Genomic DNA, 24,493 nt, shown 5'->3' on the forward strand with positions numbered 1-24,493 from the left:
TATTATGCTCTCCTCATTTTCAGGAAAAGCCGCTCGAGCGGCATGCGCACCATGTTATCCAGTGCGCCCGTGAACAGGATCACCAATGCCTGTATTACGATGATCAGTTCCCGGGGGATCGACGTCCATAGGGCGAGTTCTGCGCCGCCTTGATATAGAAAGCCGAAAAGAAGGGCCGCCAGCAACACCCCGAAGGGATGACTGCGCCCCATCAGTGCGACGGCGATGCCGATAAAGCCCGCCCCCTCCACTGCGTTCAGGACCAGCCGTTCGGCCTCGCCCTGGACGTTGTTGATGGCCATCATGCCGGCAAGAGCGCCTGAGATAAGCATGGCAACCATGATGATCTTGGTCGGGCTGATGCCCGCATATTTGGCCGCTGATTCAGATTGCCCGAAGGAGCGGATTTCGTAGCCAAGCCGCGTCCGCCAGATCAGCGCCCAAAGGGCGACACAGGCGATGAGGGCCACGAAGAATGTGATATTGGCGGGCGCACCACGGAAAAACGTGGTTTCGCCGAAATTGAACATGTCCTGGAAAGACGGTAAATGCGTCGTTTCGGGAAACCGCGGTGTCGCCGGTTCCATGCCAGGTGCCTTCAGCGCACCAATCAGCATGTAGTTCAGCAGGGCGGCGGCGATGAAGTTGAACATGATCGTGGTGATCACGATATGACTGCCGCGCTTGGCCTGCAGGAAGGCAGGGATGGCGGCCCACGCCGCACCGAATATCGCAGCTCCGATGGCCGCACCCAACAGGGCCAGGGTCCAATGGGGCCACGGGATGTAAAGGCAGATGATCGCGACACCCAGGCCACCCACCAGCGCTTGGCCTTCGCCGCCGATGTTGAAAAGCCGCGCGTGAAAGGCGATGGCCACGGCCAGCCCTGTGAAGATGAAATTCGTCGCGTAATAAAGCGTGTAGCCCCAGCCGTAAGTCGACCCTAAAGCGCCGTCGACCATGAGCTTCAGCGCTTCCCAAGGGTTCTCACCAATAGCCAGGATCACAAGCGCCGACAGCAAAGCTGCCAGCAGGATCGAGATCAGCGGTATCAGGATGACATCGGCCCATTTTGGCATTGCGTCCATGCCTCAGACCTCCTTGCCAGCGCTACCACCAGCATGGGCAAGGTTAGCCTCAACCGCCTCGTGGATGGGCCCCTTCGGCTCGGTTGTCATGCCTGCCATCAGCAATCCAAGCTCTTTTTCGTCCGTTTGTTCAGGCATTCGCTCGCCCATTATTTTTCCGTCAAACATAACGGCGATGCGGTCCGAGAGCGACAAAATTTCCTCTAACTCCACAGAAACCAACAAGATTGCCTTGCCCTGATCCCTAAGTGCAACAATCTGCTGGTGGATGAATTCGATGGCGCCGATGTCCACTCCGCGTGTGGGTTGGCCCACAAGCAGAAGGTCGGGATTACGCTCAATCTCGCGCGCGAGGACGATTTTCTGCTGGTTGCCGCCTGAAAAACTCTTCGCCGCAAGCCTTGGATCGGGTGGCCGCACGTCAAAACGCGCCATCTTTTCTTCGGTATCCTGCCGGATGATGTTGTTGTCCATAAAGAGCTTTGAGCGCTGATAGCGATCGTCATGATGATAGCCAAAGGCAGTGTTTTCCCAGGCGTGAAAATCCATGATCAGCCCTTCGCGTTGCCGATCTTCTGGCACGTGGCTGATTCCCCGCGCCCTGCGGCTTTGGCCGTCTGATTTGGCGCCGGTCAGATCGATTTCTTCCCCGTTGACCTTGATCGAACCTGTGGCCTTTTCATAGCCGCCCAGCACCTCCAGCAATTCAGATTGGCCATTGCCTGCAACGCCAGCGATCCCCAGGATTTCGCCTGCATGGACGTCGAAACTGATCCCCTTCAGCCTGTGCACACCCTTGCTGTCGGTGACGTTAAGGTCCTTGACTTCGAGGATTTTCCGCCCGATCTGAGCGGGTGCCTTGTCAACACGCAACAGCACCTTGCGCCCGACCATAAGCTCGGCGAGTTCCGCCGGGCTTGTCTCGGATGTCTTCACGGTCGCGGTCATCTCACCCCGGCGCATCACGCTGACCGTATCGGTGATCTCCATAATCTCACGCAGTTTATGCGTGATCAGGATGATCGTTTTGCCCTCACGCTTGAGGTTTTCAAGAATGCGGAACAGGTGATCGGCCTCGGCGGGGGTCAGCACACCGGTCGGCTCGTCAAGGATGAGGATATCGGCCTTGCGATAGAGCGCTTTGAGGATTTCCACCCGCTGCTGCATGCCCACTCCGACCTCTTCGATCAGCGCGTCAGGATCTACATTCAACTCATATTCTTCGGCCAGGCTTTTGAGCTCGCGCCGGGCACGGGCAAGCGACGGACGCAAGAGGCCGCTGTCTTCGGCCCCCAGCACGACATTTTCCAGAACCGTGAAGTTCTCGACCAGTTTGAAGTGCTGGAACACCATCCCAATGCCTGCGGCGATGGCGGCCTGGCTATCGGGAATTGCAGTTTTCTGACCTGAGATTAAGATTTCGCCGGCATCTGCCTTGTAAAACCCGTACAAAATCGACATCAGGGTCGATTTTCCGGCCCCATTCTCGCCTATGATGCCGTGGATGGTACCGGGCATCACGCGGATCGAGATATCCTTGTTGGCCTGAACCGGACCAAAGGATTTCGAGATGCCCTTAAGTTCAATAGCGGGGGCTTGGTCTGTCATGGCGGAACCTTGTCATGGACGCAAAAGGCCGCGCTCGTTCCCGGGCGCGGCCTTTGATTTTATTGGCCTATTGGCAGACTTAGAATGTCAGCGCAGGGCAGCTTTCGTCCGATGTGTAATCATGCACAACCAGATCACCAGCCGCGATTTCAGCGGCAGCGGCATCGACGGTCGCCTGCATCTCAGCGCTCACAAGCTCTGCGTTGAATTCGTCAAGCGCATAGCCCACGCCTTCATTTGCAACGCCCATGACGTTAAAGCCGGTTTCAAGGTCTTCGCCCTGCAGCATCGCCTCATAAACCGCGTTGTCCACGCGCTTCATCATGGAAGTCAGCACTTCGCCGGGATGCAGGTAGTTCTGGTTGGCATCCACACCGATGGACAGGATGTCTTCGTCAGCGGCGGTTTGCAGCACACCAACACCCGTGCCACCAGCAGCGGCGAACACAACGTCAGAGCCCTGGCTGATTTGCGCGAGCGTCAGTTCAGAGCCTTTCACAGGGTCGTTCCACGCCGCAGGTGTCGTACCGGTCATGTTGGCGATCACAGTTGCGTCTGCGTTCACAGCCATCACGCCCTGGGCGTAACCGCAGGCGAATTTGCGGATCAGCGGAATATCCATCCCGCCTACGAATGAGACCGTGCCGGTTTCAGACGCCATCGCGGCCATCATGCCCACAAGGTAAGAACCTTCATGTTCGTTGAAGACAACGGACCGCACGTTGGGGGCATCCACGACCATGTCGATGATCGCGAACTTGGTGTCAGGGTAGTCGGCGGCCACTTCAGCCAGCGGTGTGGCCCACGAAAAACCAGCCATGACAATCGGGTTCGCACCGGATTCGGCGAAGCGGCGGATCGCCTGTTCGCGTTGGGCGTCAGACTGGATTTCCACCTCGGCATAAGAGCCGCCGGTTTCCGCTGCCCAGCGTTCGGCCCCGTTATAGGCGCTTTCGTTGAAGGATTTGTCGAACTTGCCGCCAAGATCGAACAGGATGGCGGGCTCTGCCGCTGCTGTACCGGCTGTCAAAGCCAGGGCGGCAGACGCGCCAAGGAATTTCTGCATTACGGTCATTATTTTTCTCCCAGGTCGTTACGCGAGGGTGTTACCGGCGACACACGCCCCCTCTGTTAAAGCCGAGCCGATCTTATGTCGGGTCATCATCAGATAAGGCCTTGCCTTCAAGGGAAGATCAACCGCTTTTTGGTCAATCTTGTGGGACTCTACGCCGAAATGCGAACTTATCCACTGCCCGGTGGCGGCTTAGCTGGCTCCGCGTTCCTTTTGCAGGACAAGAGCGGCAACCGGTGCCCCATCTTTAGGCAGATAGTAGTCAGGACGCCGCCCAACCTGGGTGTAACCAAAGGTTGCGTAAAGCGCGCGTGCGGCGGCGTTATCTTCGGCGACTTCCAGGAAAAATCGATGGACGCCAGCGTCCGTCGCTGCGGTCTCGGCGCGGGATAGTGCCGCACGCGCGAGGCCCTGTCGGCAATGGTCAGGGTCGGTTGCGAGAGTCAGGATTTCTGCCTCATCCGCGACCTGACGGATCAGAATGAAGCAGCGAGGATCACCATACCAGTTCACCCCGCGCTGGCCGAGCAGGTTGGCGAATTCGGTGGCTGACCATGCGCGTGTCGCGCGAAAGGCTTTGGCGTGCAGGGCCGCGAAGTCTTCGGGTTTCATGACAGAATGACGGGAGCCGTGTCTTTTGGCGGGGCGGCGTCAGCGGGCCGGATATAGAGCGGCGCAGGGCGTGGTAGTTTTTCTCCGATCCGCGCGGCGGCGATATGCGCAGCAGCCGCGATCAGATCTGCGGCGGGCTTTTGCGGCCCGGCTGGCACGTCCTGCTGTACGGGTGCCGTCGTGCTGCCATCGGCGTGAAAGGTCTGAATATAGGAGGTTTCGCGCGGTGCGCGGATGGTCGCCGTAAAGGGGCGGGGTTCATCAAAGGCACGCATCTCAAAGCCCGTCACACCGATCACAGGTCTACCAAGGCCAAGCCCAAGGCCGCGCGCCGCCGAAACCGAGATACGGATGCCGGTGAAGTTCCCTGGTCCGGTGCCGACGGCAACGGCATCAAGGTCTGACCAATCCAGACCTGCGGCTTGCAGCATCTGTTGTAGCATCGGCATCAGATGCTCGGCCTGCCCCCGCGCCATTTCGTCAACACGCGTGATGACTTGCCCCTGCAACAGCAAAGCAGCGGCGCAATGCGCGGCGGATGTGTCAAAGGCGATGAGTTTTGGATACAACATCGGTTTCAAATCAGGTGCCTAGCTGTCACACGATGCCATTGTGAGGCTGGCGCGGCTGGACGCGGCATTGCGCGGCAGGCCGTCATCGATATGCAGCCACGGCAGCGCAGAATCGGCGTGGCTATGCAATTGCGGCTGCAATCGGTCGGCTTGGTCAAAAAGCCCCACGGGCATGTAAACCTGATCGGGCAGGTAATCGTATGTCGCACCCAGCTGTGTTCCACATTCCGGGCAGAACCAGCGTTTCACACCTTTCGCATGTGATTTGGCATCGGGCCAGCGCGGTGTGATCACGACATGTGCAGGATCAAACGCCGCGAAAGCCGCAACTGGTGCGCCGGAGAGGCGGCGACAATCAGAACAGTGACAATAGGCAACGGTCTGTGGAGATGCCTTCGTGCCAACGTGCAAGGCGCCGCAATAGCAGCGCCCTGTCAGTGCGCTCACACCCTCCACCTCGGCTAGGCTGCTACAGGCCGTACTTCGACAACTTCGGGGATGTAATGGCGCAACAGGTTCTCAATCCCCATTTTCAGCGTGAGGGTTGAGGACGGGCAGCCCGCGCAGGCGCCTTGCATATGCAGGTAGACGATGCCGCGATCAAAGCCGTGAAACGTGATATCGCCGCCATCCTGGGCCACGGCAGGGCGTACACGCGTATCCAGCAATTCCTTGATCTGGCCAACAATTTCGGCGTCTTCACCGCTATGCTCGGCATGGCCGCTCGCAGGCGCGTGATCGTCGGCCATCACGGGCTGACCGGATTGATAATGCTCCATGATCGCGCCCAGAATGGCGGGCTTGATATGATCCCATTCGACGGCGTCGTCTTTGGTGACGGTGATGAAGTCGAGGCCAAAGAAGACACCGCTGACATTGCCGGTTGCAAAGATGCGCTTGGCCATGGGTGACTTTTCAGCCGCCTCGACGGTCGGGAAATCGGCGGTGCCGACCTCCAGTACGTTCTGGCCCGGCAGGAATTTCAGTGTCGCTGGATTTGGTGTGGATTCAGTTTGAATGAACATGGCGCCCAACCTTTCTGTCAGGCTTTTGATATGCGCCTGGTGACGTGGTCTGTCAAGGTTTGGAACCATTCTAAGTTAGGCAAATTGACCGACCCCCCGCGAGATCGCTTCTGCCACAAGCCAAGCACCGGCTCCCGACTTAAATCGGGTTATTCGTGGCCAGTTCGGTAAAGGCAAACAGGTTCAAGCCGATATGGCACAGGATGCCAAAACCGATAGAACCGGTCTGCACGCGCGCCCAAGTCCAGAGAATGCCGCCTATCAAGGCGCCGCCGAAAAGACCAAGTGCGCCTCCAGTCACTACAACTCCACCTGCGAAAAGCAGGGCGATATGCCAGGAAACGAACAGGGCGATCTGCGACAAGTAAGAGGCAAGGTGTTGCGCGTTTCGCAAAAGCGTGCCCCGCCAAAACACCTCTTCCAGTGTCCCGTTGATCAGGGCCGCTGCCACAACCGCACCAAGTACTGCCGCGTTCAACGGATGATTATGCCAGCCGATGAATGCGGCAACCGCCACCCCGCCAATCGGAATGACGTTCAGCATGATCAGCACAAAATGTGGCCAGGCCAGTTCATGGCGGACGGCGCGGAAACCGCAGCGCCATAGGATCAAGGGGGTCAATACCATGAACCAATAGACAGCGAGGCCGAAGAGATAACCGGCAAGCGGCGGCATCGCACGGGTTGCGACGTAAAAGACAATAGCCAAAAAAGGGATTGCGGCGGCAACCGCGCCCGCAGCAGCCCGATCCATCAGGTAATCGCTTCGAGCCGCTCTTTAGACAGATCCCCGGGCACGATCGTGATCGGAATAGGCAAGCTGCCGGATTGACGGCTCAGATGCGTAACCAGCGGCCCCGGCCCCTTATTGTCGGTGCCCGCGCCCAGAACCAGCACCCCAATTTCGGGGTCTTCGTTGATCTGGTTCATGATCTCAACCAGCGGTTCGCCTTCGCGGATGATCAATTCTGGATGCACGTTCTGTTTGTCACGCATCCATTTGGCGAAGACCTCGTAATGGACTTCGATCCGCTCACGCGCCTCGGCGCGCATGATCTCACCGACACCGATCCAGTGGTTGAACTCGTCAGGTGGAATGATCGACAGAATGGCGACGCCGCCGCCGGACCTTGCCGCCCGCATGGCCGCAAACCGCATCGCATTCAGACATTCGCGGCTGTCGTCAAGGACGACCAAGAATTTACGCATCTTCCACTCCCTCTTGGATCGGATAGTGGAACATCAATCGCGAAGTGGCAACGGCCCTTGGTTGCGGGCCACCAGAACCGGAACAAGGATCGAGAGAAGGACAAGACGCCCCACATGGGCCGCGGCCACAAAGCCGGGATTGGCACCAATGGCCGCGCCCATGACAGCCATCGTCTCTAAGCCGCCGGGGGCGAATGCCACAAGCACATGGGCGAGCGGCATGCCCACGAGATAAGTTGCGAGCCATGCCGCGATCAAAGTGAGCACTGCCGCGAGGGTTGTGACGGCGAGCCCTGCCAGCAGGGATTGCCGCAACTCTGTCAGCGAGATCCCAGCAAAGCGGGTGCCAATCAGGGCACCAATCGCAGCAAGGACCGGAAACGCGATATAGTGGCTCAGCCCACCGGGCGCCCAGCCCGAAAGGCGCATGGCTGCACCCACAGCCATGCCCGCAAGGAGCATTGGTGCAGGCGCCCCGGTCAGTTTCACCAAGGGGGCCAGGGCCACAGCCGCCAGAACCGCAATCGCGGTCTGGACCATCGTCATTTCCGCCGCTTCTGCGCCGCCAGGCCCAAGGCCAAGGCCTGTCTCCATGCCGGAAAGCGTGGCGAGGAACGGTACCAAAAGTGTGAGCGCCAAGAGGCGTATCGACTGCACCACCGCCACGCGGCGCGTGTCCAGCCCCAGATCCTCACCTAACGCGATGACGTAGCTCAGATGCCCCGGTGCTGCGGCAAGCAGCGCCGAACGGTCATCGACCCGCATCATCCGCCGCATCAGCCGCTGCCCCAAGAAGACCATCAACACGATTGCCATCCCAAGCACCGCAAATGCCAAGGGCCAACGCAAGAGCGCGGCCATTGATTCAGGCGAAACCGTCGCCCCAATCGCCACACCTGCCAGCAGAAAAATCGCGTTGCGCAAAGGTAATGGAAAGACAAGCGGCAGACCGGCAAGGCATCCGATTGTTGTCAGCAAAGCGGGCCCTGTCAGCAGTGGGACAGGCATGCCAATGGCCAGCCCACCCAAGGCGCCAAGGGCAGTGATCCCCACAAGCAGGATCAGCCGACTTGCAAAAGACCATTCCGATGTCATGAGGTTGAGGCGGCCCAGTCCCAATACATCTCGCGCACCCGCCTTGTCACTGGGCCGACCTGGTATTGGTGATCCTCAAACGCGGTAACGGGTGTGACCTTGGACATGTTGCCAGACAAAAACACCTCATCCGCTTCCCGGAAATCATCGAATGTCAGCACGGTTTCATTGACCGTAACACCGTCTTGCCGAAGGTTTTTGATATGGCGCGCGCGGGTGATCCCGGACAGAAAGGTGCCGTTGGCGATGGGCGTGAAAACCTCGCCATCCTTGACCATGAACACATTGGCGGTCGCCGTTTCGGCCACATTGCCCATCGCGTCGGCAACCAGCGCATTGCCAAAACCACGCGCACGCACCTCGGCCAGCATGCGGGCGTTGTTGGGATAAAGGCAGCCCGCCTTGGCATCGACAACGGCATCATCAATCACGGGCCTGCGGAAGCGGGTCAGGCCAAGGGTTGTCGAGGCGCTTTCGGGTGCCATTGGTATTTCTTCAAGGCAAATGGCAAAGCCGGTTTCATCTGGGCTGGGCACAATGGCCGTGGGGTCGCCATGGATCGCCCAATACATGGGCCGGATATAGACTGCGGCACCTTTTGGATAGCGTGACAAGCCTTCATGGGTGATCGCTATCATGTCCTCTGTCGACACGGTCGGCGTGATCATCAGCGCCTTTGCCGAACGGTTCACCCGCGCACAATGCAGGTCAAGATCAGGCGCAAGCCCATTCACAAAACGCGCCCCGTCAAAGACGGTCGTGCCTAGCCACGACCCATGATCCGCCGCCCGCATGATGGGGATATCTTCATCATGCCAGGCGCCTTCAAAATACGTGCGGATGTGAGAGCCGGTTGCCATGAATGATCCTCCCTGTCGGGACCGTAAGCTGATGGTGTGACAAGGTAAAGTCAGCGTGGCGTTCGGTGCCGGGGAACACCGAACGCCTGCTGAACCCAAGGTGACCGAGGGACGGGATGGGACACCCGGGCGGGGACGGGCAGAGCGAATCTATGCCGCATTACAACCGTCGCATGTACGAGATTCAGTTTTGTGACGCGGGTCGGGTGCGGTCTTTTGTGCAAGGGGCACCCATGTCAAGTTTCTGCAGGACGCCTGTAGTAATATCATTATGCTACGCCAGAATAAGGGTATGTCCAACATGTCAAACAATGCCAATGATGCCCGTGCACCTGCTGGTGCGTGGGATGCACATGCGGACGATTATCTGCGGTTGTTTTCGCCACTTACCGGCCATGTCGCGCGGGGGATGGTGGCTTTGGTGCAGTCACGTCTGCCGGATGCGCCGCGTCTTCTCGATATCGCGTGCGGGCCCGGAGATCTTGCTGTCGCTGCCGCGACCCTTTGTGCAGAGCGTGGTGCAGGTTCGGTTCTGGCGACTGATATCTCGCCGCGGATGGTGGCGCTGACGCAGCGGGCACTGCAACCGATTGATGCTGATGCGGGGGCTGAGGTGCGCGATGGTCAAGACCTCGGGCTTGAAAGTGCATCATTTGATGCTGCCTTGTCGTGCTTTGGCATCTTTCTCTTTCCCGACCGCGTTGCGGGTTGGCAAGCAGCGGCAGAGACATTGCGGCCTGGAGGGATTTTTGTAACGTCCGTCTGGCGTGGGCCGGAGTTTAACGAACTTGCAAAGGCGCAGATGGGGCCGCTCATGTCGGCCTTACCTGCGCGTCTGACGGACCCGCCGCCGCGCGCAAGCTGGGCGGATCTCATGACAGCGGAAGGACTGGTCGAAGAGATCACGTGCGCGGCTCCCCTCATTGACCCTGAAATTCACATTCTGGATGCAACGCTCGCCTTGCCGACGCCGAAAGCCATGTGGCGCGGCATGGTCGGGAACCCGATTACGGGCGCATTGATCGCGGCTTGCACCCCCGAGGAACGGCAAGAGGTCGAGCACGCGGTCCTCGCCGCCTTTGAAAGCCGCAGCGGCGGTCGCGAACTGCCCTTTGTTCTGAACAATTCCTGCCATGTGCTCATCGCGCGGCGCGCGTGAGAACGCGTGGTTAGCTGCGTAGAAGCCCCACGATATCATAAGTCTTCTGCAGGATCGGTTCTGCAATGGCCCGCGCCTTTTCGGCCCCGTCACCCAGAATGCGGTCAATCTCTGCAGGATCATTCATCAGCCGTGCCATTTCGCTGGAAATGGGGCTGAGTTTGGCAACTGCGAGATCGGCGAGGGCGGGTTTGAACTTGCCCCAGCCTGCACCGGCATATTCGGCAATCACGGATTCGGGCGTCTGGTCATCAAGGGCCGCATAGATATCGACCAGATTGCGCGCCTCCGGCCGTTCCGCAAGCCCGTCAATGGTCTCTGGCAGCGGCTCCGGGTCGGTCTTGGCCTTTTTGAACTTCTTGGCGATCAGGTCGGCATCATCGGTCATGTTGATGCGCTCCATGTCGCTTTCACCGGATTTCGACATTTTCTTGGTTCCGTCGCGCAGGTTCATGATGCGCATGGCAGGTCCTTCGATGACCGGTTCGGTCAGCGGGAAGAAATCGGTCTTGAAGTCGTGGTTGAACTTCGTGGCGATGTCGCGCGTCAGCTCGACATGCTGCTTTTGGTCGTCACCCACCGGAACATGTGTCGCGTGATAAAGCAGGATGTCAGCCGCCATCAGCGACGGATAGGCGTAAAGCCCCAGCGAGACCTGCTCGGCATTCGCGCCCGCCTTGTCCTTGAACTGCGTCATCCGGTTCATCCAGCCGACACGGGCGACGCAGTTGAAGATCCAGCCAAGTTCGGCATGGGCCGCGACCTGAGACTGATTGAAGAGGATCGACTGGGTTGGGTCGAGACCCGCCGCGAGATACCCGGCAGCCACTTCGCGGGTCATGTTGGCAAGCTCTGCAGGGTCTTGCCAAACGGTGATCGCGTGCAGATCGACCACACAATAGATCGTCTCCATCTGCCCCTGGATACCGACAAAACGTTTGATTGCGCCAAGATAATTGCCCAGCGTCAGACCGCCCGATGGCTTGATGCCCGAGAATACGCGCGGTGTGAAAGTGGTCGTCGTCATCGATGCAGGTCCGGTCTGGATTTCGGGGCTTGGGTCGCATACCCATGCCAGACAGACCCGTCAACTTCAACCGCGCCCGAGACACGTCATGCAGCCTGAAAGCCCGATCAACCGCCTGCCGCCGGTTGTGATTGTCCTGACCCTTTTGATCGTTGGGATAGAGTGCGTATTCCAGTTGGCCAATTATGGGATGATCGGTGGGCCGCGCGGTGTCGGCTGGCGCTTTGATGCGATTGAGCAATATGGGTTTTCAACCGCCGTTCTCGACCGTGTTCTGGTGAATGCCGACTATTCCTTCGATATCCTGAAACGGTTTGTGACCTATCCGTTCATCAACATTGACCTGACACAGGTGGCGTTCTGCGCGGCACTCACACTCGCCTTGGGCAAGTTCACGGCAGAGTATTATGGCGGCACAAAGATCCTGATTGTCTATGTGCTGACATCCATTGTTGGCGCCCTTGCCTTTGGCCTTCTGGCGAACACGGACTTTCCGCTTTTGGGTGGCTACACGCCGGTTTACGGGTTGATCGGTGCCTATACCTACGCGCTTTGGCTGCGCTTGGGTGAGGCGGGCGACAATCAGATCCTCGCCTTCCGCCTGATCGGCTTTCTTCTGTTGATCCAGTTGATCTTTGGCATCGTCGCGAGCTTTCTTTACGAAACACCCCCGCCGCCCACATGGATTTCCGAGCTTTCGGGTTTTGTGGCGGGCTTTGGTTTGGCGGTGCTCCTGGCCCCAGGTGGGTGGACGTCATTTGTGGCGCGGATGCGTCAACGCTCCTGACGGCGCAGGCTGCGGCGGAACTCAGACAGTTTGAACGCCCCGATCATCTGGCCGATCCCAAAGTAGCTGCCGATGCCGATCAGAACGAGTGCCAGAAGTGCAGCGTAGCGGATCGTTGGCAGGCCAAAGAACGGTTTCATGATGGTCGCCGTGGCGGCGAGCGCCAGACCCATGCCGATGGACGCCAGGACAATCCGCCATAGGCGCGACTTGAACCGCGCGTCAAGGCAAGCGGCGTCGCCCATGTTGCGCGTGCCCCGCCACAAGAGGAGCACTGTCGCCCAGCCAGTGATTGTTGTGCCAATTGCCGCCGCGATAAACCCGATGAGCGGTGAAAGCCCGATAGCCAATGCGGCATTCAGGACCATCGCGATAAGCGCATAGTAAAACGGGCGTTTAGTGTCTTCACGCGCAAAAAAGAGCGGCTGTAGCGTCTTCTGCATCACGAAGGCAGGCAGGCCGAGACCATAGACCGCGACAGCAAGCGCTGTGGCGGCTGTGTCGTCGCTGTTGAAGGCGCCACGTTCGAACAGCACGCTGACCAGTGGCAGGGGGATCACCATGAGCGCGATGGCGGCGGGGACGGTGAGCGCCAGACTGATCTCTGTCGCGCGGTTGAACGCGTCCTGCCCGCCAGCCGCATCGCCTGCCCGCAACCTGCGCGACAGATCTGGCAGCAAGACCACGCCAATCGCGATGCCAACGACGCCCAAGGGCAATTGATAAAGGCGGTCCGCGTAGTTCAGCCACGCCACGGCGCCTTCAAAAAAGCTGGCAACCTGCCGACCGACGAGCAGGTTGATCTGCACCACTCCGCCAGCGAGCGCTGCCGGGGCGGCGATGATGGCGAGACGGCGCAATTCCGGCGTCAGTTTTGGGCGACCGATTTTCAGCGCGAACCCGGCCCTTTTGGCCGCGAACCAGACAAGTGCAAGCTGGGCCATTCCGGCAACCGGCACCGCAAAGGCAAGCGATTGGCCCATCAGCGCCTGATCCTCACCGCCTGTTCCCAAAGCGACGATCAAAAGCGCACCGACAAAGATCACATTCAGCAAGACCGGCGCGGCGGCAGCGGCGGCAAAGCGACCAGTGGCGTTCAACACGCCCGATAGCAGCGCCGAAAGCGAGATAAAGAGAATGTAGGGGAACGCAATCCGTCCGTAATAGACGGCGAGATCGAAACGCTCAGTTCCGAGATAGCCGCTTGCCATCATCGTCACCAGCGCGGGCATGAAGATGACGCCGATCACTGTAAAGACAGCCAAAACGCCGCCCAGGCCGACAAAAGCGTCTTGTGCAAACCGCTTGGGGTCTTCGCCCGCTTCGAGCTTTTTTGAGAACATGGGCACAAAGGCCATATTGAATGCGCCTTCGGCAAAAAACCGGCGGAAGAGGTTGGGGAGCGAGAACGCGACAAGGAAAGCCTCTGCCACCGGTCCGGTGCCCAGGTAGGCCGCGATCATGATGTCGCGGACAAAGCCCAGCACACGACTGAGCATCGTCCAAAGACCCACGGTGAAAAAACCGGCCATCAGGCGGATGGGTTTCATCGCAGATACTCCGGTCGCAAGGTACCCGACGCCTTCAAGACTTAGCCTGCTCAGCCCCTTGCGCGATGGCCTCGCGCAATTTGCGCTCCAATCCGGCGCGTTTGGCCTCGGAGTGGAATTTCAGCCCCACAAGATCTTTGACGTAGAAGGTGTCCACAACCTGCTCTCCGTATGTCGCGATTACGGCTGAGGCGATATAGACGTGGTTATTCGCAAGAGTTCGTGTCAAATCGAACAGAAGTCCGGGACGGTCGCGCGTGTCGACCTCAATGATCGTGTAAATCTCGGAACCATCATTGTCGAAGCTGATATTCGTCGGCACTTCGAACGGACGCTCGCGTTTCTTGAGCTTGTCTTTGTCTTTCAGCGCCTCGCGCGGCACGACCTCGCCTTTCAGCGTTTTGGCGATCATCTGGCGCAGGCGCGGCAGGCGGGTTTCATCGTAAGGGTTGCCGTCATTGTCCTGCACCCAAAAGACTGCTGTCGCGTAGCCGTCTTTGGATGTGTACGTGCGCGCGTCCACAATATTGGCCCCGACAAGCGCCAAGGCCCCCGTCATCCGGCTGAAGAGGCCGGGATGGTCGACCATGGCAAAGCAGGCACGGGTCGCGTCACGATCTTCGTCGAGCATCAGATCAATGCGTACCTCATCGTCGGGAATGTCCCGCAAAAGCCCTGCAAAGATGACCTGTGCGGCCAGCGGCATGCCCTGCCAATAGGGCCCGTAATGCCGCCCGATTTCGGTCTTCTGTGATTTGGCGTCCCAATCGGCAAGGGCTTCGCGCAGCCCCCGCTTGGCCTCGGTCTCCAGCCGGTCGCGGCTGAGGTCTTCGATGCCGGTTTCAAGGGCCTCTTTCGTTGCGCGGTAAAGGTTGCGGATCAGCACCGCTTTCCAGTTGTTCCAAGTGCCCGGCCCAACACCCCGAATGTCGCAGACCGTCAACACGGTCAGCAAATCCAGGCGTTCGACGGATTTCACTGCCTTTGCAAAGCCGCTAATGGTGAACGGCTCGGTAATATCGCGCTTCTGCGCCACGTCCGAGAGGAGAAGGTGATACCGGATGAGCCATTCGACCGTCTCACATTCCTTCTTGTTCAGCCCAAGCCGTGGTGCCACTTTCCGTGCGATTTGCGCTCCGAGGACCGAATGATCCTCGTCGCGCCCCTTGCCGATGTCGTGCAGCAACAGTGCCACATAAAGCACCTTGCGGTTCACCCCACGATCCAGAATGCCGGATGCGACAGGCAGCTCTTCGATCAGTCTTTTGCGTTCGATTTGGGACAGGTTGCTGATACATTGGATCGTATGCTCATCCACGGTGAAATGGTGATACATGTTGAACTGCATCATCGCGACAATCGGGGCGAATTCGGGGATGAAAGCGCTCAGCACCCCAAGCTCGTTCATCCGGCGCAGGGCGCGTTCCGGGTTGCCGTGTTTGAGCAGCAGGTCAAGAAATATGCGCCGCGCTTCCTTGTTCTGTCGCAGGTCTTCATCAATGACATCAAGATTGGCCGAGATCATACGCATCGCATCGGGATGTAAGAGCGTGCCCGTCCGCAGTGCCTCTTCAAAGATGCGCAACATGTTCAGTTTGTCTTCAAAAAATGCCGCCTTGTCCGCGATGGTGAGGCGGTTCTGCTTGATTGCGTAGGGCGGCTTGGCCTTCTTGCGGCGGGTAAAGAGCCGCACCAGCATGGGTTCACGCTTGGTGTGGTTCGCCTCAAGCGCGGTCAGGAAGATGCGGGTCAGTTCACCCACCCGCGTCGCCTGTCTGAAATAGGCCTGCATGAAATGCTCAACCGCGCGCCGTCCCCCGTGATCACGGTAGCCCATGGCCTCCGCGACCTCGACCTGCATATCAAATGTCAGCTGATCGACCGCTCGACCTGCAATCAGATGCAAATGGCAACGCACTGCCCAAAGAAAGTCTTCGGCGGTAACGAAGGTCTCAAATTCTTCAGTTGTGAACACGCCTAGATTGACCAGATCAGCGGCGTCTTTAACGTCATTGACGTATTTGCTGATCCAGAACAGGGATTGCAGGTCGCGCAGGCCGCCCTTGCCTTCTTTTACGTTGGGCTCAACCACATATCGCTGGCCGCCCTGTTTGCGGTGCCGCTCGTCGCGTTCGATTAGCTTGGCATCAATGAAATCGCGCGCCGAGGATTGGAAAAGATCGCTCCACAAACGCTGGCCCAGCTCATTGGCAAGCCCGCGGTCGCCCGCGAGGAACCGGTATTCGACCAGTGAAGTGCGTATCGTGTAATCCTCACGCGCCAGGCGGACGCAATCCTTGATGGTGCGGCTGGCATGGCCGATCTTCAGCTTCAGATCCCACAGCATGTAAAGCATGGACTCGATCACGCTCTCGGCCCAGGGAGTGATCTTGTAGGGTGTCAGAAAGAGAAGGTCGATGTCCGAGTAAGGTGCCATTTCGCCACGGCCAGAGCCGCCGACAGCGATGAGCGTCAGCCGCTCGCTTTCTGTCGGGTTGGCGAGTTTGTGCAGGATCGTGGTCGAAACCTCGAGGACGGTGCACACGATCTGATCGGCCAGCCAGCTATAGGCGCGGGTTGTGGGGCGTGATGCAAAAGGAGCGGCGCGAAATGCCTCTGCGATGCTTTCCCGGCCCGTGTCACGTGCGCGGCGTATGACGGCCACGCTGATCGCGCGCACTTCCTTTTCGGAGGTCGCGTCCGCAACCTGCGCCATGATGTCTGCTATCACGGCGGCTTTGTCGAAAATCGACTCCGCCCGACAGATAAGATCGTCCGGCGCGTCATCAGTAGCGGTCAGAAGCGCGTCAGAGCCCTGCGCCACCAAAGCTGCGTGGGGCTTGTTCAAGGATCACCACCTGATTTTCTTCAATTGTTGCAATGGCCAAAGCGCGTTCGTTCAGACCATTGGGCAAAAGCCGGAAAACACCCGCTGTCCCACGGAAACCTTGCGAAGTTGTTAATGCAGCTTTCTTCAATGCGTCATCATTGCCCGACGCAACCAATGCCCCGATAGCAGCGATTCCGTCATAGGCCAGCCCCGCAAGCGGGTGCGGTTGCGCCCCATAGGTCGCCGCATAGCGGTTTTCGAACAAGGTTTGCGTTGACTGGTCGGGCAATGCAAAGAGGCCACCCTCAAGCCCCGGAAGGGCCAGCAATTGTGGAACAGTGTCCCACCGGGTCAGGCCGATGAAACGGCTGTTCTCGGTATTCATGCCCGCATCTGGCAAGGCCGTTGCCACAATCGGGAGGTCTGCCGCGGCACCGGCCGTCGTAAATACCGCCTGCGCGCCGGAATTCCGAACGCTTGAGACCATGCGGTTCGTTGAACTGAAGATACCCTGCTGCGAAAGCGGATAGCTTTCAACCGCCACAACCTGGCCGCCATTCGATTGCACGGCGCGCGTAATTGCGTCTCGCCCGACGTCGCCTGCAAGGTCATTGCCATGCACAACAGCATATCTGCTGATCCCCTGCCGGTTTGCGTAACGGGTCAAGCGGTTCGCGGTATTGTTGAAGGTCGCGCCAAGGACAAGCACGTTGCCACCCGCAATGGACGGGTTATTGCTGAATGCAAGAATATTGACGTTGCGGCTGGCAACGGCGACGCCAGCGGCATTTGCCGCTTCGGCGTAGAGCGGGCCAATGATGATCTTTGCACCATCATTGACGGCCTGTGCAGCAACGGTCGCAGCCTGTGTCGGATCGCCGCCCCCGGTATTATAGACGCGCAATTCAATCGAAGCGCCTTCCAGATCGGCGATTGCCAAACGTGCGGCATTCTCAAAGTTCTGCGCCAGTTGATTGTCCGTCGATTGGGCCGATCCGCCGGGAACCAGCAGGGCTACCTGCACGGGGTCATCAGGGTCAATCTGCGGGCCGACATTTGCGTCAGCGCTAAGCGTGACATCGCAGGCAGCCAGCCAGGCGAATGACAGCAAGACAAAAATGCGCAACGTCGCCTTGCGGGCGGTGCGGAAACAAGCAAACATGGCTGATATCCCTCCTGGATCATGCGCCGGTTTTGGTCCGCCGCCAGCTGAGGGCATCATAATGCAGGGGACAGGCGGGTCCAGAGATGAATTTTGTCACCAAGCCACTGTCCGCCGGATTGTATTTTGTGGCTACACCTATTGGTGCCGCACGCGATATCACGCTGCGCGCGCTTGATATTCTGGCGAGCGCCGATGTGATCGCGGCTGAAGATACGCGTACGACCCGCAAGTTGATGGATATTCACGGCGTGCCGCTCAACGGGCGCCAGCTTGTTGCGTTTCATGATCATAGCGCGGTGGCTGACGTGGAACGCCTAGTGGCCGAGATTGCGTCGGGCAAATCCGTCGCTTACGCATCGGAAGCGGGCACGCCCCTGGTAGCTGATCCCGGCTATGAGTTGGCGCGCGGCGTGATAGCAGCAGATTTACCCGTGATCTCAGCACCCGGCCCATCCGCTGTGCTGGCTGCGCTTACCGCATCAGGCCTTGCGACTGACCGATTTGCATTTGTGGGTTTCCTGCCAGCCGCAAAGACGCAACGCGAAACCGAAATCGCGGCACTGCGCGATGTGCCCTTCACGTTGGTATTTTATGAAAGTCCGAAACGCATTGGGGAAATGTTAGGTAATTTGCGCGATGTTCTGGGGGCAGAGCGGGAAACGGTTGTTTGTCGCGAACTGACAAAACGGTTTGAGGAGATAACGCGCGGGACATTGGGCGAAGTTGCGGATGCATTCGCAAACCGGTCCGTGAAGGGCGAGCTGGTTGTCCTTGTGGGCCGACAAGGCGCGGATGACGTCGCTGACATGGATGTTGCCGCCGCTTTGCAAGAGGCCATGAAGACAATGCGTATCAAAGACGCCGCGACAGTGGTGGCCGGTGCGCTGGGTCTGCCCCGCAGGCAGGTCTATCAGATCGCGCTGCAGATGAAGGATGAGGAATGACAGGGTCTGTTGGATATCATGCGGGCATATCAGCCGAGGCTGCGGTTGCTCGGGATTACGAAAACCGTCAGCATCAAGTGGTCGCAAAACGATGGCGTGGAGAAGGCGGAGAGATTGACCTGATCGCGCGTGACGGCGATCAGGTTGTCTTTGTCGAGGTCAAGAAAAGCAAATCCTTCGGTCGGGCGGCGGCGCGCCTGGGTCGGCGACAGATGGATCGTTTGTGTGTGGCCGCATCAGAGTTTCTGGCCGGCGAACCGCGTGGACAATTGACCGATGTGCGATTTGATCTGGCCATGGTTGACGGCCGAGGCGCGGTCAAGGTGATCGAGAACGCCTTTATGGAAGCCTAAACCAATTTGGGGTCGGACGTTCGAACGCTCAGCAGAGCAGGGTGCGGAAAGCAATTTCGAAGGCGATCAAGCGTTACCTCGAATTTTTGCGGCGCATTATGACCCCATTGCGTGCCATGCCGCGCTGCGTCATGTAACAGCGGAAACAAGTAACCAAAGAGGTCACCGCCATGCCGCTGAAAATCGCGTTTCAGATGGACCCGATTGGACCTATCGACATTGATGCCGACAGCACATTCCGGATTGCGGAAGAGGCGCAGGCGCGGGGCCATGAACTCTTTTACTACACCCCCGATAAACTGGCCTATGATGCAGGTGATGTTGTGGCAGGAGGGTGGCCGCTGACGGTGCGAAGGGTCACGGGTGACCATTTTACCCTCGGCAATGAAGAAACCGTGAGGCTCGCTGATTTTGACGTGGTTTGGCTCCGCCAGGATCCGCCCTTTGACATGGGCTACATCACGACAACGCATCTATTGGACATGATCCATCCAGATACCCTCGTCGTGAACGATCCCTTCTGGGTGCGGAACTATCCCGAAAAGCTGTTGGTGCTAGAGTTTCCAGATCTGACGCCGCCAACCATGATTGCCCGTGACCTCGATACGTTAAAGGCATTTCGTGCCACACACGGTGATGTCATTCTGAAACCGCTTTATGGCAATGGCGGCGCTGGTGTATTCAAGCTGAAGACGGGTGACAGCAATTTGGCATCACTGCATGAGCTTTTCGCGGGCATCAACCGCGAGCCCTTGATCATGCAGAAGTTCCTGCCAGCCGTTAGTGAAGGCGACAAGCGTGTCATCCTTGTCGATGGCGAGCCTGCGGGTGCCATCAACCGTGTGCCCGCGGCGGGCGAGACACGTTCGAACATGCATGTGGGGGGACGTCCGGAGAAAGTGGCGCTCACCGAACGGGATCGCGAGATTTGCGCCCGGATCGGGCCGCTCTTGAAAGAGAAAGGGCAGATTTTTGTCGGCATTGACGTGATCGGCGACTGGCTGACCGAGATCAATGTGACGTCACCAACGGGCATTCAGGAGCTTGAAAGGTTTGACGGTGTCAATATTGCCGAAAAGATCTGGCAAGCTATCGAGGCGCGCCGCTATACCTCTGCCGTCATCGCAAGCCGGTAGCTGACAGCCTCAGCCACATGAGGTTTTCGAACGTCGTCTGACCCGGCGAGATCCGCAATCGTGCGGGCGACGCGCAGGACCCGATGATAGCCGCGTGCGGAAAGGCCAAATCGCTCGGCCACTTTGACAAGCAGCCCACGCCCTTCTGTGTCGGGGGTTGCGATCTCTTCAAGCAGATGCCCTTCCGCATCGGCGTTCACGCGTGCGTTGTCATGTCCGGAAAACCGCGCCGATTGCATATCGCGAGCAGCAAGCACACGCGCCGCGATTGCGGATGAGCTTTCACCAGTTTCCGGAAGGTCCAGATCGGTGAATGCGACGGGTGGCACCTCAATCCGCAGATCAAACCGGTCCATCAGCGGGCCAGAGATGCGGCCCATGTAATCCTCACCGCAGACGGGGACCCGCGCGCAGGCGCGGGCAGGGTCGGCCAGGTAGCCGCATTTGCAAGGGTTCGCGGCGGCCACCAGCATAAAACGACAAGGATAACGCACATGGGCGTTGGCGCGGGCCACGACGACATCGCCGGTTTCAATCGGCTGACGCAGCGTCTCTAGGACGGTCCGCGGAAACTCGGGGAATTCGTCCATGAACAGCACACCATTATGGGCAAGGCTGATCTCCCCCGGTTTGGCGCCGCGCCCGCCACCCACGATGGCGGCCATAGAGGCGGTATGGTGGGGTTCGCGAAAAGGCCGATCCCGGTTGATCCCGCCTTCGTCAAGCAATCCGGAAAGCGAATGGATCATTGACGTCTCAAGCGCTTCTGCCGGCGTCAGCGGCGGCAGGATGCCGGGAATGCGCGCCGCCAGCATGGATTTGCCCGATCCGGGGGAGCCAACGAGTAGCAGGTGATGGCGGCCCGCTGCCGCGATTTCCAAAGCCCTTTTGGCCCGTTCCTGCCCCTTCACTTCGGACAGGTCGCGTTGTGCCGCACCATTGTGAACTTCGCCCGGCTCCGACGCAGACATCACTGACTGGCCAGTAAAATGTCGGATCACGTCACCCAGACTACGCGGCGCAATGACATTTGCCGCGCCAACCCAGGCGGCTTCGGCCCCGCAAGCTTGCGGGCACAGGAGTGTGCGATCATCCCTTGCGGCGGCCATTGCGGCCGGCAAGGCGCCGACGACGGGCACCAACGTGCCGTCCAAGGACAACTCGCCCAATGCCACCGTCTGCTCGGCATCCTCGCGCGGGATAATCTCAAGCGCGGCCAGCAGGGCCAAGGCGATTGGCAAATCGAAATGCGACCCCTCCTTGGGCAGGTCCGCGGGCGACAGGTTCACCGTGATCCGTTTTGATGGCAGCGCGATGGCCATGGAAGTCAGCGCCGCGCGCACGCGTTCCCGCGCCTCTGACACGGCCTTGTCCGGCAATCCCACAATCGAAAACGCCGGTATGCCGGGCGTGACCGCGCATTGGACCTCGACCAGCCGCGCCTCAATGCCTTCAAATGCCACCGTGTAGGTCACTGCGACCATACCCATCTCCCCTAACGTGGTTAACGGGTAATTGCCGCTGGTTGAGGAATGGTTAACCCATGTCACCCGGCCATGGCTTGCGGCCAAGTTCCATCGGATAGGGCCAAGGGTCGTAGGTCTCGGCCCTTGAGGCCTCACGCCATGCCACGAATGCGGGATCTTTCAGGTGATTGTCTACATAGGTTTGCGAGGCCGCGTTGATCGGCAGGTCATACGCCGTGATGCGCATGGCCACGGGTGCATAGAATGCATCGGCAATCGTGTATGCGCCAAACAGCCACGGTCCTTCCTGACCATGATGCTCTTTCGCCAAGGCCCAAAGCGCTTCAATCCGGGTGATATCTGCTCGCACGGCGTCTGACGGCATAAACCCGTCCCAGACATGGGTGATCATATTGGGGCAATCACTGCGCAGGGCGAGGAAACTCGAATGCATCTCGGCGGTAATGGACCGCGCCAATGCGCGCGCGGCGGGGTCGGCGGGATAGAGCGCGATATCCGGGTGCCGCTCTGCCAGTGTTTCGGCGATGGCCAGGCTGTCTGACAAAACATGACCCTCAGGCGTTCGCACTGCGGGCACGGTGCGGGCCGGCGGCATAGGGGCCAATTCGCTGCGGTAGGTGCCCGCATATAAGCCAACGAGATGCGTCTTGAAGGGGATGTTGAACTTTTCGAACAACAGCCAGGCGCGTAAGGACCAACTGCTGAAGGTGCGATCGCCAATATAGAGGTCATATGTCATGCAGCGACGCTAGCGTGCGTGCTGCAAATTCACGAACGATCATTCGTGACGCGGCCCATCACGCAATGTGATTGATCCGCCCGATTTCCCAGTGGTCGGCTGCCAACGTCATGTCCGTGACCGACAGATTGTCGATGTGATGGCCCATCGCCTCGTAGGCGCTGCATCCTGCGGCGCGCTGGATTTGCGTCATGATCACGCCAATATGCGCGACGAGAATAAGATCTTGATCAGGGCATGCGCGGATCAGATCATCAACGGCGTCATTCACGCGACTTGCAACTGCATTCCAACTTTCGCCGTCTGGAGGGGCAAGATCGCCCGGCTCCTCCCAAAAACGGCGGCTGAGGTCCGGGTCACGGGCGGTGACTTCATCAAAACGCAAACCATCCCAAAGGCCAAAATTGAACTCGCGCAACCCGGTATGGTGTGCCAAACGCTTTCGATTTCTTCCGATGGCGTCGGCGGTCGTAACTGCACGGCTGAGGTCAGAGGACACAATTGCGGCCTCTGACGGCAAGTAACGCGCGACACGATCAATCAGAGCCTGATCGGATAAATCCGCAGGTACGTCCCGCCACCCGACAAAGGCTTTTTCATGTGTCGGCCCGTGCCGCACCCACCAGAGCCGGGTCATTGCGATTGATCTTTGAGCGTCATGGGCAGCCCCGCCATCACCACCACAACCCGGTCAGCGATGCTTGCGATCTGCTGGTTCAATCGCCCCTGCGCATTACGAAAACGGCGGGCGAGCGCATTGTCCGGCACAACGCCCTGACCGACTTCGTTTGAGACGACTGTAACTGGTGCATCACAGTTTTGGAGCGCGGTGATGAGGTCAGCGCAGCGGGCATCAAGATCATGCTCCTCCAACAGAAGGTTGCTAAGCCAAAGCGTTGCGCAATCGATCAAGACAGCCTGATCAGAGGAGCGCTGGGCGAGCACTGCAGGCAGGTCAATCGGTTCTTCGATGGTATGCCATTTAGCGTCACGCGCCCCTTGATGAGCAGCAATTTTCGCGGTCATCTCGTCGTCAAAGCTCTGCGCCGTCGCGATGTAGATCGGCGCTAACCCCATGCTCAGAACCAGATTTTCGGCATAGGCGGACTTACCCGAAGCCGCACCGCCCAACACGAGGGAAATCTTGGGTAACATTTCCTAAATACTTTATGTGATCCAGTCTTCGTGACCCTGCGTAATAACACTTGAGAAAAAAGTTAATGCCTCGCACGGCGAATTGGGAGAATAAACATGGGTGTCACCGGTTTTTCTGATCAAAGTTTGTCACGTACGGCGATGAAAGCAGAGCTGCTTGATGCAGAAACAGAGCTTGCGCTGGCCTATGCGTGGCGTGACGACCGGGATGAAGAAGCGCTGCACCGCCTGATCACTGCGTATATGCGTCTTGCGATTTCCATGGCTTCTAAATTTAAGCGCTACGGCGCCCCGATGAACGACCTTATCCAAGAGGCGTCCGTGGGCCTTATGAAGGCGGCAGACAAGTTCGACCCTGACCGTGGGGTGCGCTTCTCGACATACGCTGTCTGGTGGATCAAGGCGTCGATCCAGGATTACGTGATGCGCAACTGGTCGATGGTCCGGACCGGGTCGACGTCTTCGCAAAAGTCGCTTTTCTTCAACATGCGCCGGGTGCAAGCGCGGCTTGAACGGGAAGCGGCGGCAGAGGGTCGCGAACTTGACCGTCAGGAGATGCGGGAACTCATCGCCATCGAAGTGGGCGTACCGCTGCACGATGTTGAGATGATGGAAGGGCGCCTGTCCGGCTCTGATTTCTCGCTCAACGCCACGCAATCAAGCGATGACGAAGGCCGCGAGTGGATTGATGCGCTTGAAGATGACGGCCCGCAGGCGTCAGAGACGGTGGAAAACAACCATGACAATGAAACACTGCGTCAGTGGCTGATGACGGCGCTGTCGGCGCTGAATGACCGTGAGCAGTTTATCGTGCGGGAACGCAAGCTGCGTGATGACCCCCGGACACTGGAGAGCCTGGGGACAGAGCTTGGCCTGTCGAAGGAGCGCGTGCGCCAGCTGGAAGCGGCAGCTTTCGGGAAAATGCGCAAAAGCCTTGAGGCACAAAGCTCGGAAGTGCACGCCTTCTTTGCCTGAGCGCATCATTGTCTTTCCGGTCTGATCTGACCTAGTGTCAGCCCG

The 24,493-nt window shown here is 58.8% G+C and carries 25 protein-coding genes; 6 read left to right on the forward strand and 19 right to left on the reverse strand.

What is annotated here, in order from left to right; translation table 11 throughout:
- Nucleotides 1-2 precede the first annotated feature (2 nt).
- From SLH49_RS03455 to SLH49_RS03505, 11 genes are all read right to left on the reverse strand, one after another.
- Nucleotides 3-1,088, reverse strand: coding sequence for an ABC transporter permease (locus tag SLH49_RS03455; RefSeq protein WP_320267772.1), 1,086 nt, complete (start codon nucleotides 1,086-1,088; stop codon nucleotides 3-5).
- Between the two features lie 3 nt (nucleotides 1,089-1,091).
- Entirely contained in the window at nucleotides 1,092-2,696 is a 1,605-nt protein-coding gene (locus SLH49_RS03460; protein ID WP_320267773.1) for an ABC transporter ATP-binding protein, read from the reverse strand.
- A 79-nt stretch (nucleotides 2,697-2,775) separates the two neighbouring features.
- Entirely contained in the window at nucleotides 2,776-3,771 is a 996-nt protein-coding gene (locus SLH49_RS03465; RefSeq protein WP_320267774.1) for a BMP family ABC transporter substrate-binding protein, read from the reverse strand.
- 189 nt (nucleotides 3,772-3,960) lie between these two features.
- Nucleotides 3,961-4,380, reverse strand: a complete 420-nt coding sequence (locus tag SLH49_RS03470) for a GNAT family N-acetyltransferase (RefSeq protein ID WP_320267775.1) — start codon at nucleotides 4,378-4,380, stop codon at nucleotides 3,961-3,963.
- The gene (gene tsaB, locus SLH49_RS03475) at nucleotides 4,377-4,952 is read right to left on the reverse strand and encodes a tRNA (adenosine(37)-N6)-threonylcarbamoyltransferase complex dimerization subunit type 1 TsaB (protein WP_320268508.1); all 576 of its coding nucleotides are present in this window, start codon (nucleotides 4,950-4,952) and stop codon (nucleotides 4,377-4,379) included. Before tsaB ends, SLH49_RS03470 begins: the two co-directional genes overlap by 4 nt.
- 18 nt (nucleotides 4,953-4,970) lie before the next feature.
- Complete coding sequence (locus tag SLH49_RS03480) at nucleotides 4,971-5,399, reverse strand: GFA family protein (RefSeq protein WP_320267776.1); 429 nt, start codon at nucleotides 5,397-5,399, stop codon at nucleotides 4,971-4,973.
- A 14-nt stretch (nucleotides 5,400-5,413) separates the two neighbouring features.
- A complete protein-coding gene (locus SLH49_RS03485; RefSeq protein WP_320267777.1) occupies nucleotides 5,414-5,977 on the reverse strand; it encodes a NifU family protein in 564 nt (187 codons plus the stop codon).
- 139 nt (nucleotides 5,978-6,116) lie between these two features.
- Complete coding sequence (locus tag SLH49_RS03490; RefSeq protein ID WP_320267778.1) at nucleotides 6,117-6,731, reverse strand: CPBP family intramembrane glutamic endopeptidase; 615 nt, start codon at nucleotides 6,729-6,731, stop codon at nucleotides 6,117-6,119.
- On the reverse strand, nucleotides 6,731-7,186 hold the full coding sequence (locus SLH49_RS03495; protein ID WP_320238305.1) for a universal stress protein: 456 nt from the start codon (nucleotides 7,184-7,186) through the stop codon (nucleotides 6,731-6,733). Before SLH49_RS03495 ends, SLH49_RS03490 begins: the two co-directional genes overlap by 1 nt.
- Before the next feature lie 33 nt (nucleotides 7,187-7,219).
- On the reverse strand, nucleotides 7,220-8,281 hold the full coding sequence (locus tag SLH49_RS03500; RefSeq protein ID WP_320267779.1) for an AbrB family transcriptional regulator: 1,062 nt from the start codon (nucleotides 8,279-8,281) through the stop codon (nucleotides 7,220-7,222).
- Nucleotides 8,278-9,141, reverse strand: coding sequence for a branched-chain amino acid aminotransferase (locus SLH49_RS03505; protein ID WP_320267780.1), 864 nt, complete (start codon nucleotides 9,139-9,141; stop codon nucleotides 8,278-8,280). Before SLH49_RS03505 ends, SLH49_RS03500 begins: the two co-directional genes overlap by 4 nt.
- A 301-nt stretch (nucleotides 9,142-9,442) precedes the next feature.
- Here SLH49_RS03505 and SLH49_RS03510 point away from each other — a divergent pair, with 301 nt between their 5' ends.
- Nucleotides 9,443-10,300 carry a class I SAM-dependent methyltransferase gene (locus SLH49_RS03510; RefSeq protein ID WP_320267781.1) on the forward strand — a complete coding sequence of 286 codons (858 nt, stop codon included), beginning with the start codon at nucleotides 9,443-9,445 and terminating at the stop codon, nucleotides 10,298-10,300.
- 10 nt (nucleotides 10,301-10,310) lie between these two features.
- On the opposite strand, the gene trpS is transcribed toward SLH49_RS03510, so the two are convergent.
- Nucleotides 10,311-11,327, reverse strand: a complete 1,017-nt coding sequence (gene trpS, locus SLH49_RS03515; protein WP_320267782.1) for a tryptophan--tRNA ligase — start codon at nucleotides 11,325-11,327, stop codon at nucleotides 10,311-10,313.
- Here trpS and SLH49_RS03520 point away from each other — a divergent pair.
- Nucleotides 11,287-12,114 carry a rhomboid family intramembrane serine protease gene (locus tag SLH49_RS03520; RefSeq protein ID WP_320267783.1) on the forward strand — a complete coding sequence of 276 codons (828 nt, stop codon included), beginning with the start codon at nucleotides 11,287-11,289 and terminating at the stop codon, nucleotides 12,112-12,114. The genes trpS and SLH49_RS03520 overlap by 41 nt on opposite strands.
- On the opposite strand, the gene murJ is transcribed toward SLH49_RS03520, so the two are convergent.
- From murJ to SLH49_RS03535, 3 genes are read right to left on the reverse strand one after another with little or no spacing between them, the layout of a single operon-like run.
- Nucleotides 12,102-13,664 (reverse strand): murein biosynthesis integral membrane protein MurJ, encoded by a 1,563-nt coding sequence (gene murJ, locus SLH49_RS03525; RefSeq protein ID WP_320267784.1) that lies wholly within the window; start codon nucleotides 13,662-13,664, stop codon nucleotides 12,102-12,104. The two genes, SLH49_RS03520 and murJ, sit on opposite strands and share 13 nt — an antisense overlap.
- Before the next feature lie 34 nt (nucleotides 13,665-13,698).
- Nucleotides 13,699-16,512, reverse strand: a complete 2,814-nt coding sequence (locus SLH49_RS03530) for a [protein-PII] uridylyltransferase (protein WP_413785266.1) — start codon at nucleotides 16,510-16,512, stop codon at nucleotides 13,699-13,701.
- Complete coding sequence (locus tag SLH49_RS03535; protein WP_320267785.1) at nucleotides 16,472-17,656, reverse strand: penicillin-binding protein activator; 1,185 nt, start codon at nucleotides 17,654-17,656, stop codon at nucleotides 16,472-16,474. Before SLH49_RS03535 ends, SLH49_RS03530 begins: the two co-directional genes overlap by 41 nt.
- A gap of 86 nt (nucleotides 17,657-17,742) precedes the next feature.
- On the opposite strand from SLH49_RS03535, the gene rsmI reads away from it, so the two are divergent.
- The 3 genes from rsmI (at nucleotide 17,743) to gshB (ending at nucleotide 20,092) form a co-directional block, all read left to right on the forward strand.
- Complete coding sequence (gene rsmI / locus SLH49_RS03540) at nucleotides 17,743-18,603, forward strand: 16S rRNA (cytidine(1402)-2'-O)-methyltransferase (RefSeq protein ID WP_320267786.1); 861 nt, start codon at nucleotides 17,743-17,745, stop codon at nucleotides 18,601-18,603.
- Complete coding sequence (locus SLH49_RS03545) at nucleotides 18,600-18,956, forward strand: YraN family protein (RefSeq protein WP_320267787.1); 357 nt, start codon at nucleotides 18,600-18,602, stop codon at nucleotides 18,954-18,956. Before rsmI ends, SLH49_RS03545 begins: the two co-directional genes overlap by 4 nt.
- Nucleotides 18,957-19,126: 170 nt before the next feature.
- A complete protein-coding gene (gene gshB, locus SLH49_RS03550; RefSeq protein WP_320267788.1) occupies nucleotides 19,127-20,092 on the forward strand; it encodes a glutathione synthase in 966 nt (321 codons plus the stop codon).
- Here the strand turns inward: gshB and SLH49_RS03555 are convergent.
- The 4 genes from SLH49_RS03555 to cobU are packed head-to-tail and all read right to left on the reverse strand — an operon-like array spanning nucleotide 20,062 to nucleotide 23,473.
- Nucleotides 20,062-21,576 (reverse strand): YifB family Mg chelatase-like AAA ATPase, encoded by a 1,515-nt coding sequence (locus SLH49_RS03555; protein WP_320267789.1) that lies wholly within the window; start codon nucleotides 21,574-21,576, stop codon nucleotides 20,062-20,064. The two genes, gshB and SLH49_RS03555, sit on opposite strands and share 31 nt — an antisense overlap.
- Nucleotides 21,577-21,628: 52 nt before the next feature.
- Entirely contained in the window at nucleotides 21,629-22,318 is a 690-nt protein-coding gene (locus SLH49_RS03560; RefSeq protein WP_320267790.1) for a glutathione S-transferase, read from the reverse strand.
- Nucleotides 22,319-22,376: 58 nt separating this feature from the next.
- Entirely contained in the window at nucleotides 22,377-22,955 is a 579-nt protein-coding gene (locus tag SLH49_RS03565) for a histidine phosphatase family protein (protein WP_320267791.1), read from the reverse strand.
- Nucleotides 22,952-23,473 carry a bifunctional adenosylcobinamide kinase/adenosylcobinamide-phosphate guanylyltransferase gene (gene cobU / locus SLH49_RS03570; RefSeq protein ID WP_320267792.1) on the reverse strand — a complete coding sequence of 174 codons (522 nt, stop codon included), beginning with the start codon at nucleotides 23,471-23,473 and terminating at the stop codon, nucleotides 22,952-22,954. Before cobU ends, SLH49_RS03565 begins: the two co-directional genes overlap by 4 nt.
- Nucleotides 23,474-23,569: 96 nt before the next feature.
- Here cobU and SLH49_RS03575 point away from each other — a divergent pair, with 96 nt between their 5' ends.
- Complete coding sequence (locus SLH49_RS03575; protein WP_320238290.1) at nucleotides 23,570-24,448, forward strand: RNA polymerase factor sigma-32; 879 nt, start codon at nucleotides 23,570-23,572, stop codon at nucleotides 24,446-24,448.
- Nucleotides 24,449-24,493: the final 45 nt, after the last annotated feature.

Origin of the sequence: Cognatiyoonia sp. IB215446, from assembly GCF_033963825.1 — a bacterium.
Taxonomy (GTDB): Bacteria; Pseudomonadota; Alphaproteobacteria; order Rhodobacterales; family Rhodobacteraceae; genus Yoonia.

Coding starts and splice junctions, on each gene's coding strand:
- SLH49_RS03455 (WP_320267772.1), bottom strand. CDS start 1,088: ATGGACGCAATGCCAAAATGGGCCGATGTCATCCTGATACCGCTGATC.
- SLH49_RS03460 (WP_320267773.1), bottom strand. CDS start 2,696: ATGACAGACCAAGCCCCCGCTATTGAACTTAAGGGCATCTCGAAATCC.
- SLH49_RS03465 (WP_320267774.1), bottom strand. CDS start 3,771: ATGACCGTAATGCAGAAATTCCTTGGCGCGTCTGCCGCCCTGGCTTTG.
- SLH49_RS03470 (WP_320267775.1), bottom strand. CDS start 4,380: ATGAAACCCGAAGACTTCGCGGCCCTGCACGCCAAAGCCTTTCGCGCG.
- tsaB (WP_320268508.1), bottom strand. CDS start 4,952: ATGTTGTATCCAAAACTCATCGCCTTTGACACATCCGCCGCGCATTGC.
- SLH49_RS03485 (WP_320267777.1), bottom strand. CDS start 5,977: ATGTTCATTCAAACTGAATCCACACCAAATCCAGCGACACTGAAATTC.
- SLH49_RS03490 (WP_320267778.1), bottom strand. CDS start 6,731: ATGGATCGGGCTGCTGCGGGCGCGGTTGCCGCCGCAATCCCTTTTTTG.
- SLH49_RS03495 (WP_320238305.1), bottom strand. CDS start 7,186: ATGCGTAAATTCTTGGTCGTCCTTGACGACAGCCGCGAATGTCTGAAT.
- SLH49_RS03500 (WP_320267779.1), bottom strand. CDS start 8,281: ATGACATCGGAATGGTCTTTTGCAAGTCGGCTGATCCTGCTTGTGGGG.
- SLH49_RS03505 (WP_320267780.1), bottom strand. CDS start 9,141: ATGGCAACCGGCTCTCACATCCGCACGTATTTTGAAGGCGCCTGGCAT.
- SLH49_RS03510 (WP_320267781.1), top strand. CDS start 9,443: ATGTCAAACAATGCCAATGATGCCCGTGCACCTGCTGGTGCGTGGGAT.
- SLH49_RS03520 (WP_320267783.1), top strand. CDS start 11,287: ATGCCCGAGAATACGCGCGGTGTGAAAGTGGTCGTCGTCATCGATGCA.
- trpS (WP_320267782.1), bottom strand. CDS start 11,327: ATGACGACGACCACTTTCACACCGCGCGTATTCTCGGGCATCAAGCCA.
- murJ (WP_320267784.1), bottom strand. CDS start 13,664: ATGAAACCCATCCGCCTGATGGCCGGTTTTTTCACCGTGGGTCTTTGG.
- SLH49_RS03535 (WP_320267785.1), bottom strand. CDS start 17,656: ATGTTTGCTTGTTTCCGCACCGCCCGCAAGGCGACGTTGCGCATTTTT.
- rsmI (WP_320267786.1), top strand. CDS start 17,743: ATGAATTTTGTCACCAAGCCACTGTCCGCCGGATTGTATTTTGTGGCT.
- SLH49_RS03545 (WP_320267787.1), top strand. CDS start 18,600: ATGACAGGGTCTGTTGGATATCATGCGGGCATATCAGCCGAGGCTGCG.
- gshB (WP_320267788.1), top strand. CDS start 19,127: ATGCCGCTGAAAATCGCGTTTCAGATGGACCCGATTGGACCTATCGAC.
- SLH49_RS03555 (WP_320267789.1), bottom strand. CDS start 21,576: ATGGTCGCAGTGACCTACACGGTGGCATTTGAAGGCATTGAGGCGCGG.
- SLH49_RS03560 (WP_320267790.1), bottom strand. CDS start 22,318: ATGACATATGACCTCTATATTGGCGATCGCACCTTCAGCAGTTGGTCC.
- SLH49_RS03565 (WP_320267791.1), bottom strand. CDS start 22,955: ATGACCCGGCTCTGGTGGGTGCGGCACGGGCCGACACATGAAAAAGCC.
- cobU (WP_320267792.1), bottom strand. CDS start 23,473: ATGTTACCCAAGATTTCCCTCGTGTTGGGCGGTGCGGCTTCGGGTAAG.
- SLH49_RS03575 (WP_320238290.1), top strand. CDS start 23,570: ATGGGTGTCACCGGTTTTTCTGATCAAAGTTTGTCACGTACGGCGATG.